Genomic DNA, 12,478 nt, shown 5'->3' with positions numbered 1-12,478 from the left:
CGTTTCCTGTAATCATGCCGCAAACTCGAGAAGCCGGGCGGGATCATAATCGTCCGGGATCGGCAGACGGCGAAGCTGATCCAACGTCAACCGGTCCCGGAACCGTTGGAATGCTTCGACATCCTCCGGACCAACGCGTGTTCCGCCGTACCCCGCCTGCAGATTGGTGTTCTGAGGCCCGCCCGCCGGCAGGACCTCATGGGGCAGGCCAAGCTGTCGCAGGAACGTCGCCATCGCCGCCGTGTCCGAAAGCTGATCAGTGGCGAGATCGATCGGTTCCGACAAGCCGTGCTCCGCCACATAACGCGCGCCGCGCAAATAGGTTTCCGCCCAAGCGTGCAGATAGAACTCACCTCTACTCCATCCGGTCGGGTCCCAGCACAACTCGTTGGACGGCGCGTCGGGCGGGCTGTAGTCCAACGCCAGCTTTTTTTCGCGATTCGTATAGCTGCGCATATTGAGGACCGGGTCCCGGACCAAGCGGATCGCCCTTAAGTCCATATCAACGAAGTCGAGGGCGTGAACATGCAGCCCATGGAGGAAGTGTTTGCTGATATCAACGTAGTGCGTCGCGCCACGGCGCCGCATCTGCTGTTCCCACCAGACGTGTCGCTCATAAGCGAAACGTCGCAAAACGGCGTCGTCGCCGCGTTCGAAGGCGCGCAACACGGCGCCGCGTCCCAGCAATTCATGGGTTTCGAGGAACCGACGCCTAAGTCTGCGTTCGATCTGCCCGGCGACGCCCGGCAGAACGGGGCGCACCTGCGGCTCCTCAAAGGCGACGAAGGTCTCTTTTAGGCATCTTGTCAGATAGGCGGCCAAAGACGCCTGTCCGCTGCGGCCGGGAGAGATCGTGAAGACGAAAACGGGCGTCATCGCACTTGAAAGATTGGAACGAGCTTCGGGGCCCGGAGTTCCTGTTCGAGTTGAGCCGACTCCAGCTTCTCCGCCATCAGCGCCAGCACATCCGCATAGGCCGAAACGACATGCCTCAAATCGCGGGCGTCGTGTGCGTAGGAAATGTTGTGGCTGCCCAACGTCAAAACGCCGCGCTGGGCCATCTCCGTAATGTAAAAGGTCTTGATTGCGTGCTCGTCGGCGGACTCATGCGGCTTCACCGAGAGAAGTCTCCACGGGTCAAAACCAGCGAGCGACAGAACCTCGGAAAGACCGTTCCGCTCAATCAATCCTTCGACAGCGACAGCCAACTCCGACCCTGTCCGCCAAAGCGTTTCGATCACCGGCTCGCGGCGCATCTTATCGATCGTGGCTATGGCGGCGGCCAAGGAGAGAGCTTCGCCCCCGAAGGTTCCGGAGACGAAGATATCTTCGAATTTCGCCATTACGTCGGCCCGTCCGGCCAGCGCAGAGATCGGCAAGCCGTTCGCCATGCCCTTCCCGAAGCTCGCCAAGTCCGGCGTCACGCCGAAAAGCGCCTGAGCGCCGCCAAGCGCGAAACGAAACCCGGTTATCACTTCATCAAAGACCAGAAGCGCTCCATGCCCATGAGCCAGCGCCTTCAGATCCTGAAGATAGTTGGGGTTCGGCGCGGCGGCGTTGGCCGGCTCCATTACGATGCAGGCGAACTCTCCGGGATAGGCGCTCAAGAGCGCGTCGACAGCGTCAAGGTCGTTATAGGGGACCTTATGAGACAGGCCCCGCACAGCGGCGGGAACTCCGCCGCTGCGGCTTGTGGTGGCGATATACCAGTCATGCCACCCATGATACCCGCAAATCGCTACGCGCTCGCGGCCTGTATGAGCGCGGGCCACGCGCACCGCTGCGGTCGTCGCGTCAGAGCCGTTCTTGCCAAACCGCACGCTTTCGGCGCACGGCACAATAGAGACGATCCGCTCGGCTAACTCCGCCTCAAGCTCCGTCGACAGAGAGAAACTTACGCCGCGGTCGAGCTGGGCTCTCACTGCGGCGTCGACCTGCGGATCGCAATATCCTAAAGAGACGCATAACAAACCGTTGATCAAATCGACGAATTCGTTGCCGTCCACGTCCCAGACCCGAGCGCCTTCTCCCGCGGTCAGAAAGAGGGGCGCTTCACCGACGGGAAACTGCGTCCGACTCTTAGAGAAGGTCTGGGCTCCAAGCGGTATCGTTCGCTCCGCCCTAGCCAAAGCTTCAGCGGACCGTACGAATCGTCTCGGTGGGTTGTTTGCGCCGCCGCCCAGTTCGGCCTCCGTGGCCGCGCTATAACCTTGGTTTCGGCTCTGCCGCGGAACGGCGTTCTCACTCGCCAAGCTTTCCTCTGCATAGAGCAAGTCACCCCAGCCGAAGGGGCCTTCCGCCGGCCTTCCCAAAGCCGTCAGCACGGCGACGAGGTTCTCCGCGTGCGCCATATCCTCTTCTGTATCCACGGTCCACCGCAGCCCGGCCAGGCCGGGCAAGGGGCAGTCGAGGGTGGCCGAGGGGAACCGCGCTCGATTGTTTCGGACGAACGGCGTCACATGCTCGCGGTCCGAGGGTTGCACAGCTTCGCGCGCCGCCGCACGGAGCGCCGCGATAGAGATGATTTCGCAATCAAGCCCGTCCGGCCATTGCGGCGGCGCCACGTTCGAGGCGTAGTCGACGCCGCTCCGCCGGAACAAGCTCGCCACCTGCGCAATAACCGCGGGATCAATCAGGGGGCAATCGGCGGTCAGCCGCAGGACCGCGTCCGCCTCGTACGCTTCCGCGGCCTTGGTCACTCGATCCAGCACATCCGGCTCGCTGCCGACGAAACAGGGCGTCCCCTGCTCTGCACACCAGTCGCGGATCGGCGCATTCGACTCATCGTCGCCAGTGGCCACAACCGTCTGGGAAATCTGGGGCGCCGCTCCCGCGGCCGCTATCACACGCGCTAGAATCGGCCGGCCGGCGAGCGGGCGCAGGACCTTGCCCGGCAAGCGAGAGGACGCCATTCGCGCTTGAATAACCGCGACGATACGCATGGAGCACCCGATTTTCTTGTGATCCGCGGCCAGCCTAGAAGCTGTGTTCGCCAACCGCGTGCCCCGTGGTTCGGTGGCGCAGGGTCGTCACGGCGCTTGTGTCGGGGCGAGACGAGCTGATCTGGTACCACAGATAACCGCCGGCTTCGCCGCCATTCTTGGCCATGGCTTCGGCTAGGGCGTCGTTCGACGACAACAGGGCCGCACCGGATCCGGGAATCTCAAGCTCCTTTTCGGCTGCAAATCCAGCCTCGGAATAGAGCTTCACCTTGAAGTTCGCCGCCGCAGGACGCGGCGTGACACCCAAAACGCCCAGCGCGCTGTCAAATGCATCGCCGAGCGGGACCTGACCCCAACTGAAACCGGTCTTCTTCTCGGGCGTGAACACGTTGGGATTGGCGAGCGAAATGTTTATGGAGCTTTCCAGCCCGCCGGCCGCATAGACGAGTTGATGATTGATCCGGGTTGGGGTGTTGCCAGAGAGCGGGCGCGCCGTAACGCAAAAAGAAGCGACGTCCGTCTCGGTGAGGTTCTTGGCGCGAACGATCTCGGTGACCGATCGATCCAGCCCTACGCCCTCGGGCGTTCTGACGGTTCCAAGCGCTTCATCCCCCAAAACATTGCCGTCAGCGTCGTAGAGCGTCAGCGCGAAACCCAGCTCTCCCGGCGACATAATGGGATAGAACCGCAATATGTTGTCATAGCCGGGCATATAGGGATACATCCGCGCGCTCGGCGCATCGTCCCCCCAATACTCCTCGACCGAGGCGCAATCGTAATAGCTGTGGTTGGCGCTGAAGCCGCCCTCCGGGGCGCGCTGTCCGACCAGCATGCGCCCATAGAAGAGGAACTGCTGAGGTTGCTGGATCTTCAAGGTCCCTCCATGCAGCGGTCGCGGAAGGCCGGGGAACAACTCGCTCAGCGTGATGAGCCGATGGCAGAGTTTCGGGACCCGCAGAGGGTGCTCCGTGCGCAGTACGGCGCCGTCCGCCAGGGATAGTTCGGCGCTCAGGACGTCATCGACAGGCTGAGGGCCCGCATGAAAAACCACGAACGTCTCGCCGACCTGATCGCAGCGGACGTCGATCGCCGCCTCGCGCTGATGCACTTGGTTGATTTCGTCGTCCTCGAAGACGTCGTTCAGGACGCGGTTATAGGCGTGAACGCTGTTCAGAAAGCCGTCCCCGCGGTGGTTGATCATGACCGCCGGGAAGGGGATGAAGAGATTGTCCGCCGCGAAGAACTCGACCTGATAGCTGTCGACCGCCTCGTCCACCATGCCTGACAGGGGAATGGTGTAGACTTTCGGCTCGTCCACCGGCAGCAGACGCGAGACGATCCGCTTGCCCTCCGGATCGATCGCTGTCACGCGGCAGGCGACCTTTTCGTACCCGCGTTTCAGAAGGAAATGGTTCAGGAAGCTTACGTCCGCCTGGGACCCCGGCAGTTCGGGCACCATCAAGGAGGCGCGATGAGTGCTGTTGCGCGCGCGATCGGCGTGATAGGCGCGTCGAGCATCCTCGACGTCTAGGAAACGCTTCATCAGTCAGTCTCTTTCCTCAGGATTGGCGGCACCTTACCAGCGGCGAGCGCTATCGTCACGACGCGCGCTCCGCCGATCCGATCAGATCGACGAAAGCCGGCCAGGCGGCCTCCGGATAAAAGCGGTGGGGGCCGTCCGGTCCGAGGGCGCGCAACCGGTCTGCGGCGCCGACGGAGTCCCAGGCCGACCGCGCCGAGGCCACGACCCGTTCTACGCCCGCGCACGGGTAGATGTGATCCGCGCGCCCCGACAACGCAAGCACGGGGCGTGGAGCGCAGAGCGCCAGCACGTCGTCCGTTTCCATCCATTGCAGCAGCCCGGGCGTGACGTTCTGGCCCGAACGGTCGCCCCTCGCCCCGAAGGTTTCACGAACGAAGCCGAGGGAGCCGGCGATCAGCGCCCCCGCTATCCGCTCGTCGAGCGCCGTCGTGTAGAGCGCGACCGAGCCCCCGGCCGACTGGCCCATTATGTAAATCCGGTCCGGATCGACGCCGAGGCCGTCCGCCTCGCTGCGCAGCCAATCGACAGCCGTCGCAACCTCCGTCGCGCGTTCGCCTAGGAGACTGCGTCCGGTCAACATGAGATGCAGCGCCTGATCGATGCAAGGATCGGGGGAACGTCCCGGCAGCGCGCGCTCGCGCCGCCGGCCGAAGCACCGCATCTCCAGCGCGACCGCAAGAAAGCCGAGATCGGCGGCCTGCAGCGCGTAGGCGCCGCCGTTGGCGATCCGCACTTCGTCAACAGGCTCGCGCTTTTCTCCCCAGGACAAGTGAAAGCCGCTGTTGGATCCCTGAAGCGTGAGGATAACCGGTCGCCGTCGCGCGTCCGCGCTCTCGCTCGTCTGTTCAGAGGAGACGAGCATCATCGGGAGAGCCTGAGCGGAGGCCGAGCGCAAAACGACCTCGCGGAGGCGATATCCCTCAGGCCCGACGTAGGGCGCGTCGTGGATCACAGGCGGCCTGTGGGGACGCCCGCTCTCGAAGCCTGTGAGCGCCGCCAGCTTTTCGCGCGCCTCGGCCTGCCAATCGGCGAGGCTCCTGTCGCCGCAAAGGGCGCGGGCGAGTTTCAACGGCGCCTCCGACATCAAGGCGCGCGTGCGCCCGCTTGGATCGTAGAGCGCCGGGTCGCCCGGACGGGTGGGCGGCGACGGTTCCGATCCGACGAGCCGTGCGATCCGCCGGGCGAGGGCCCGGGCGCGCATTCTGGCCGCCGCCGACAGCATGCCTCAGTAAGCCTCCTTCACCGCATAGGCCGTCGGCGTCGGCGTGTCCTCAAGCATCTTCAGGCGGGGCGGTCGTTCGAGGGTGGCGAAGAACTCGTCCGCAGCGTCGGATTCACCCCAGTTTCGGACCGCGTACTGGTCGAACAAGACGACGCCCCCTGGCGTCAAACGCGGCCAGGCGAGTTCGAGAATGCGCTTGGTCGCCGGATAGACGTCCAAGTCGCAGTGCAAGAGCGCAATCCGGAAGCCCGGTTTGTCGGCGATATAGGCGGGCAACGTCTCGGTAATGTCGCCTTTGACGATCTCGACCCGGCGGTCGAGACCGAGTCGGGCGACGGCGTCGGTCAGCTGATCGTAGGCGGAACTCTCGTAAAGATCGTCCATATGCGCCTTGGCGCTGGCCTCCTCGTCGGGGCGCACCTTTGGAAAGACGGCCTCGAAGGTGTCGAAACTGACCACGCGGCCGGCGCCGTGCGGGCGGTAGATCTCCAGGAAATGCGCGAACTGGAGCGTGCTGACGCCCTTGAAGGTGCCGCAGTCGACGATGTCGCCGGGCACGTCGCGCACGCGCCGAACGATTTCGGCGCGGCCGAGCAGTTTTTGATATCGGTGCGTGTCGCAGAGATAGTGGAAGCGGTTGAAGGTCTCCCACATCAGCGCGTCATCGTTGGTGGATTGCCGTGACACTGGCCCTACCCCTCTGTTTTCGCCGCGGGCAGCCCCGCCATCGCCCGGAGACTCAGCACGCCCTTAAGGATCTCAAGAGCCTCGTCGCCCGGGCACCGCGGGGCCCGACCGTGGGCGGCGGCCTCTAAGAAATCGAACAGTTCGGCCCGATAGTCGTCGGCGTGGACTCCGCCGAATGCGACCTCCTCGATGGGGCGTCGCTCGGCGTCCCAAGCCGTCAATCGGCGCGCAGGGATATCGATCTCCAGCCCGCCATCCGGGCCGAGCAGCGTGGTGCGGCGCATCTGCGGGCGAACGGAGTAGCTGAGCATCAGCGTCGACAGCGCGCCCGAGCGATGCCGCAGCGTCAAAGCCGCCTGTTCGTCAGCCCCGAGGACCAGCGGTCCGGAACAATCGGCCGCGGCGCCCGCGGCCTCGAACGGGCCAAGCAGATGCGCCAGCAGATCGATTTCATGCACCCAGTCGAAGATCACCCCGCCCGAGGCGGGGTCGGCCGCGTAGTTGCGCCGGTAATCCCTCCCGGGCCGCCAATCCGGCAGATAGGAGGCCCCGATCGAGACGGCCGCCCGAGCCGCGCCCACCGCGCCTTCGGCCAGCAGGGTGCGGGCGCGCTCCACCGCCGGATGATGTCGCAGATTCTGCGCGACGGCCACCACGTTCCCGGCGGCCGCGGCCTGCGCCAACAGTTCGGCCACACCCTCGCTCCGGTCTGCGAACGGCTTTTCGATCAGGCAGCACCGCCCCGCCGCGACGATCGCCGCCAGATCGTCGCGATGAGCCCAGGACGGCGACGCAACGACGACGGCGTCGCACCAATCGAGCGCCGCCGATCGGCTGGGCATGGCCTTCACCGAGTCCATTTCGGCGCCCGCCGGATCGAAAGCGGCCACGTCCAGCCCGGCGTCCAGGGCGTTCGCGGCGTGCTTTCGCCCCATCGAACCCAGGCCGAGGACGGCCAGGCGGCGGATCGGGCTCATAGGTTCGCGCCTCCTGACAGGTTCGGGAACGGCGTTGACCCCGGCATGCTGCGGACGGCGACCGTGTGAGTTCTCCGCCTCGCGAGGCTCTCCGAGGCCGGGCCCGTCGTCTTGAGGGCGCTAGGGTCGGACGCCGCATCATTCGTCGCATTTCGGCGCCACGTGGGTCGAAGCTTGCTGAGGCCGCCGCGCCGAACGCTTGTCACCGTCGAAGAACTCCGTCGCCTGCGGGCGCTTGGTGACTCGATTTGCATCCCGCGCCTTCCGTCGGCCTCAGATCGCCTGCAAGTAGGCGCTCCAAAGAGGCGGATCGCTGCGCAGCAAGCCGAGACGGACCGCGTCGTGGCATCCATCATCTGTCATCCAAACGCTTCGAGACAGGCCCTCGACCTGAAATCCGCACTTCTCAAAGATCCGGCGCGAGGCGATGTTTCTAGAAAAGCAACCGGCGTCCAAGCGCCGGAGTTGAAGTTCTTCAAAACAGAACCGTACGGCGATCGCAATCGTCTCCGTGCCGAGCCCCCGTCCCCAGTCCGACGTAACACCCAACACGATGGACAAGGACGCCGATTGATGCTGGCGGTCGATGTTTTGAATTTTCAGGTTCCCGACGTGAAGCCCCCCCGCATTGCGACACACGGCCAAGAAAGCCGTGTCCGGGCGCGTCGAGTTTTCGCGGATGTACTCCTTGAGTTGACAGACGCTCAACTGGTCATGACGCGAGGCGAGATTCGTCTTAACCGTCGGGTCGTTGATCCATTCGCTGTAGGGCCCCTCCGCATCGCTTTCGCGGATGGGCCGCAAATGCAAACGCGGACCTCGAGGCCACTCCTGCGACGATAAGGCCACTAGACCGACCGCTGGGGGGTGAGCGGCAAGTGAAAGAAATTCAAGGCTCGATACAACATGAGATCGAATTCTTGAGGAAAGCGGCGCCAACTTAAATGATGGCCGATCATTGAATTGTTCCAATGGCTCTTGAAATCCAGATGGGACTGGAGGTGACCGCTGTTAATGACGCATGTAAGCGCTTTTTCCTCGTCGCCTCGGCTTTCCATCACCCTCCGTTGAGCGAAGTCAAGGGTTACGCTTCGCTGATGATCGGAGATCTCGAGAACAAGGCTCCAATCCGTGTGCAGGTCGTAGTTGTCGCAACGGCTCCACATGTTTGCAGCGGCCCGTTCGATGTCGTGAAGCAGCCCCTCGAAGTCGAGGCGCGGGGCGAAGCGGTCCGCAGGCGCGGGGCGCGACTTCTTCAGTCGCGCGGCCACTTCCGCAATATCAGGGCGATCAACGCCGCCCCTCCTCAATTCAAGCTGGCCGTAAGCGATTTTCAGATCATCGCCTTCGTACAGAACAACCGCGTCACATCCCGTCGCTTCGCTGTAAAGCGCGGCCGCTTGCGCCTTGTCGACGAACTGCCGCGGGTGAACAGCGACGAACTCCTCTGAACGCGGTCCCTGCACGACGAAGTCAGAGGAATAGGGCATGATCGCGCGCGGCGCCAACGCCTTGATATTGGGAGCCTGCAAATCGACCCGTTTCCGATTGCGGGCCAGCGACGTCCTGCGTTTCTCTTCAAGGCTCATATCGTCGTAGCAGACTGGAAAGTCATCGGCGAGGCTGTTGAAGGGAAACGCTAGCAGGTCGGCGTTTCGCATGCGCTCCAGCGAGTCGCCCGCGTCTTCGAGAAAGTAGGGACTGTTATCAGAGAGCAGAACCAGTTTCGCCTCGTCGCTGGTCACAATTGCGCCCGCATCTACGGCCGCCACCATCTGCATCGAATGATCTGATCGGTACAGTTCTTCTTCCTGTGCGAAACCGTTCATCGGCGCGACCGCCTCCACAGAGACGCCCTCGAATGCCTGTTCCGGCTTTCCGGGGGTGAGCATGACGACATGGGTGAAGCCCGCGCTTAGCAGTTTCGAGCGAATTACGTGATTAGGATATATGTCAGGAACGAACATCACGGTGCTGCGCGGCAGCATCTCAAGCGCTCCAGCGTCCCAATGGTCCTCATGGATATGTGAGATAAAACAATGCGTTGCGTTGGCCAAAGCGGATCGGGGGTCTTGCACAGGAGGAAAAGGAGCCCATCCGCCGTCGAAAATCCCGGGAGTGACCCAGGGATCGCATACGAGAACCTTGTTTCCGTACTCGAGCCGAACGAAGGCGTTTGCGATGTTCTTGAGCAGCATATCAAGCGCGTTCCCTTAACGATGATCGAGTGCGGGCTTAAAGCGGCGCTTCACATAGTGTGCGCATTTCCGACCAGGAACCCCCTCCGGTCCGAAAACAAATCGCTGAAGCATCCGCGCGCGTCCCGGCGCCAGCGCGCGATACGCTTCCCTCAACGAATGTTGAGGCGTCGCCAAGAGCTCCGCCAGTTTTTGTCGGCCGCTACGGGTGCGCACGTCCACGTAAAACACGCCTTCGCGGAAAGCCTTCTCCGCTTCCTCACTCAACGTGTACATTCCGAACTCTAGATAAATCACCGGCACGCCTACGCCCATGGCCCAGGCCAAGACGCTGCCGGGGCCATCCACAAGGATTAAATCCCCACAGGCCCTGAGATAGCGGAAATCCCGGTCGGCCACCGCTCGGCAGTTCGCCGGTAAAGCCATGGTTCCGGCAAGAGGGTCGCCGTCCACATAGCGGATCGCCGGATGTAATTTTATGACGAATTGAGTGGGGCTTTCCTTCAGACACTCCTCGATCACCGTCTTGCGCAGAAGATGATAGGGACCGTCGATCCAGTAATGAGGCAGCAGCGTTATGTTGTTCGGATATATGCCCGTGCACCATATCGCGGTGCGAGATGCGCCGTCGCGCAATTGGGCAAGTTTGCGCTGTACTCTGCGCAGCCTTGTGCGGCGAAGGCAGAGCGGCGTTCCAACAACGGCAAATGGGCCGGCCTTCGGATGAAACTCTACGATGGCCTCCCGCTGAGCAGGCGTGAAGCTCAGCGTGTCGTTGTACAGTTTCGGATCGGAAATCCGCATAATCGGCGCGTGCAAAGGGCTTTGGCCCGGAGCGGAACCGTGCTCGGCTTTGAAGATCGGAACGTCCAGGGCCTCCAGCATCTGCATCAAAAGCTGGGGATACCCGGCGTAGAGATTTGTCGCCAGCAGGCCCACCGACCCTGAGGGGCCATGATTGCTCACCGTTGTTGCGACCTTAACAGCCCGATCGTGCGCCCGCGGCGCCCATGACAGGCAGTCGTCCAATCTTCGCGCCGCCAGGGCCGCACCGGCCTCAACAGCGGGACCGATGGGGACGCCGCGCTCAGCGGCCAGCGGCGGCAGAATGTTCTTCATGCGCTCCAGCGAGAGACCGACCACCGGGGATTGCGGGAGGCTGCTGTTGGCGGAGGGGAGTTTTTCGACCGTCAGTCCGGCCGCGACCAGCTTCACGATGGTCTCTTCCACCAGCTCATTCAGATTTTCGATATAGATATGGCCGGCTGATCGCAAAAAGGGGAGCCGGAGAGGCCGCCCTCGCAGGCCGCGAAACCAAAGCTTGCTTACGATGCTTGAAACGTCGGCGTTGATGGCTGTGATCACGCGGTCTACGGCCGAGGGCAGGTAAATGTCGCCCCGCTGCGTTAGGAGGTCAGGAACGGGCGTTTCGAACGCCAACACGGGCACGTCGATCTCGGCTGCAATTGTTGCGTAGGTCGTTTCGAAACGGCCAGGCAGGAGGGAGAAATCCTTAACGGGTTCGAGATCGGGTCGACCCACGACGACGAGCCGAGCCTTTCGGTCTTGAAGAAGTTGATCGAGCAGATAGCCCTTGAGCAGAAACCGCGTGACGACCCGTTGTAACGACGCCGCCAGGGCGCGTCCCGGTCGATATGACCCGCTCCAGGGCGTCCCGTCGACGCCGTCTACCGCGTGCGCCAACGAGTCCGCAAGATCGGCGCCGAGATAGCCGATAGCGTTGGCGGTTTCCTGTGTGATATCCAGGTCCAGAAAGCGAACGCTCCGAGAGCCGCCGCGCAGCTTCTCATAAACCATCGGCGAGGTCGTCAACCAGACGTCGGGCTCGCCCAGACGGTCGGTCGCGTAATCTACGGCCGCGACCGACTCTACGAGTACAGACTTGTTGCTCATGTTATCGTTGCGGTTCCACGCTTCAGGAAAGGACGAGCGGGTAGACGAACCGCCGCCTTCAAGTCCCTTGCCGCGCGCGCGTATAGACCACGTTGCCTCGCGACTGAGTTTTTTCGATTTCGATAGAGAAGCCCGCGGCGAATAGTATCTTCTCGACCTCGCCGCGCGTCTGCTCGTCGACCTCGATGCTCAAGGCCCGCAGAGCCGGGTTCGCAAGCGTCTTCTCCATGCCCTTAAGGCAAAGGACTTCGCCCCCGTCGATGTCGATCACCATGTGGGTCGGCCATTCCAGTTTGGCCTCAGAAATGATCCGGTCCAACGGCATGACGAGCACACGCTCGCGCCATTCGAACGCCGGCAAATCATCATCCGGGCTCAGGCTCGAGGGATCCTTGTTCGCCATTCCCTCGCCGCGGCGCAACGCCTCCATCGCCTCAGAGGACTCGGAAAACATCGACCTGTCGTAGTCGGCCATCGCTCCGCCGCCATAACCGGTCTGAAACGCCTGAACGTAGAAATCGTCGAACTTGCTCTCGTCTCCGACCGCCAACGGAAGAACAATGGTGTTCTGGAAATTGTTCAGATAGACGTTCCGAACCGTCTCCGCGAAATTCAAGGATTGTGGCTCGAAGGCGACGCATTGCTTCAGGCGGGCCATTTTGTTGCAGATCAGGGCGTACATGCCCCAGGCCGCCCCCACTTCGTAAAAGACGTCCCCGTCCCGAAGGTCCTTCGCCAAGAACCGAACGGTCGGCATTTCGTTATTCTTGCTCGGCCCGTTGATGAGCCAGCCGTTCATGTAGACGCCCGGAATGTGAGCGCGGATGGAAAAGCCGCCGAAATCGACTTCTTTGATCTTCGGAGGTTCGATCACGAACGCCGTGAACAGCCGACTGCTAAGCCTGTACTTAAGAAGAAAGCTATAAAAGGCGGCCAAACCCTTTTTGACACGCCAGAAGCGACCAAACCTATCTTGCACGACTTTGGTTCCTATT

The 12,478-nt window shown here is 62.5% G+C and carries 10 protein-coding genes; all 10 read right to left on the bottom strand.

The window, feature by feature from the left end:
* Positions 1–12: 12 nt before the first annotated feature.
* Positions 13–822: a hypothetical protein gene (locus RIB45_RS10390; RefSeq protein WP_350050198.1), complete on the bottom strand. Its 810-nt coding sequence runs from the start codon at positions 820–822 to the stop codon at positions 13–15.
* A gap of 50 nt (positions 823–872) precedes the next feature.
* Entirely contained in the window at positions 873–2,942 is a 2,070-nt protein-coding gene (locus RIB45_RS10385; RefSeq protein ID WP_350050197.1) for an aminotransferase class III-fold pyridoxal phosphate-dependent enzyme, read from the bottom strand.
* Between the two features lie 34 nt (positions 2,943–2,976).
* Positions 2,977–4,485, bottom strand: coding sequence for a hypothetical protein (locus tag RIB45_RS10380; RefSeq protein WP_350050196.1), 1,509 nt, complete (start codon positions 4,483–4,485; stop codon positions 2,977–2,979).
* A gap of 55 nt (positions 4,486–4,540) precedes the next feature.
* Positions 4,541–5,707 carry an alpha/beta hydrolase family protein gene (locus RIB45_RS10375; RefSeq protein WP_350050195.1) on the bottom strand — a complete coding sequence of 389 codons (1,167 nt, stop codon included), beginning with the start codon at positions 5,705–5,707 and terminating at the stop codon, positions 4,541–4,543.
* A 3-nt stretch (positions 5,708–5,710) separates the two neighbouring features.
* Positions 5,711–6,394: a class I SAM-dependent methyltransferase gene (locus RIB45_RS10370; RefSeq protein ID WP_350050194.1), complete on the bottom strand. Its 684-nt coding sequence runs from the start codon at positions 6,392–6,394 to the stop codon at positions 5,711–5,713.
* A 5-nt stretch (positions 6,395–6,399) separates the two neighbouring features.
* The gene (locus RIB45_RS10365; protein ID WP_350050193.1) at positions 6,400–7,371 is read right to left on the bottom strand and encodes a Gfo/Idh/MocA family protein; all 972 of its coding nucleotides are present in this window, start codon (positions 7,369–7,371) and stop codon (positions 6,400–6,402) included.
* A 273-nt stretch (positions 7,372–7,644) separates the two neighbouring features.
* Positions 7,645–8,181: a GNAT family N-acetyltransferase gene (locus RIB45_RS10360; RefSeq protein ID WP_350050192.1), complete on the bottom strand. Its 537-nt coding sequence runs from the start codon at positions 8,179–8,181 to the stop codon at positions 7,645–7,647.
* 38 nt (positions 8,182–8,219) lie between these two features.
* Positions 8,220–9,569 (bottom strand): MBL fold metallo-hydrolase, encoded by a 1,350-nt coding sequence (locus RIB45_RS10355; protein ID WP_350050191.1) that lies wholly within the window; start codon positions 9,567–9,569, stop codon positions 8,220–8,222.
* A 15-nt stretch (positions 9,570–9,584) separates the two neighbouring features.
* Positions 9,585–11,483 (bottom strand): hypothetical protein, encoded by a 1,899-nt coding sequence (locus tag RIB45_RS10350; RefSeq protein ID WP_350050190.1) that lies wholly within the window; start codon positions 11,481–11,483, stop codon positions 9,585–9,587.
* A gap of 58 nt (positions 11,484–11,541) precedes the next feature.
* Positions 11,542–12,462: an FkbM family methyltransferase gene (locus RIB45_RS10345; protein WP_350050189.1), complete on the bottom strand. Its 921-nt coding sequence runs from the start codon at positions 12,460–12,462 to the stop codon at positions 11,542–11,544.
* Positions 12,463–12,478 lie beyond the last annotated feature (16 nt).

The sequence above is a fragment of the Marivibrio sp. genome (assembly GCF_040218065.1).
GTDB lineage: Bacteria > Pseudomonadota > Alphaproteobacteria > UBA8366 > Aestuariispiraceae > Marivibrio.
This window is presented reverse-complemented; position numbering and strand designations above follow the sequence as displayed.

Excerpts from the sequence above, each read along its gene's own strand:
- RIB45_RS10365 (WP_350050193.1), bottom strand. The coding sequence starts at position 7,371 with ATGAGCCCGATCCGCCGCCTGGCCGTCCTCGGCCTGGGTTCGATGGGG.
- RIB45_RS10385 (WP_350050197.1), bottom strand. The coding sequence starts at position 2,942 with ATGCGTATCGTCGCGGTTATTCAAGCGCGAATGGCGTCCTCTCGCTTG.
- RIB45_RS10355 (WP_350050191.1), bottom strand. The coding sequence starts at position 9,569 with ATGCTGCTCAAGAACATCGCAAACGCCTTCGTTCGGCTCGAGTACGGA.
- RIB45_RS10375 (WP_350050195.1), bottom strand. The coding sequence starts at position 5,707 with ATGCTGTCGGCGGCGGCCAGAATGCGCGCCCGGGCCCTCGCCCGGCGG.
- RIB45_RS10380 (WP_350050196.1), bottom strand. The coding sequence starts at position 4,485 with ATGAAGCGTTTCCTAGACGTCGAGGATGCTCGACGCGCCTATCACGCC.
- RIB45_RS10350 (WP_350050190.1), bottom strand. The coding sequence starts at position 11,483 with ATGAGCAACAAGTCTGTACTCGTAGAGTCGGTCGCGGCCGTAGATTAC.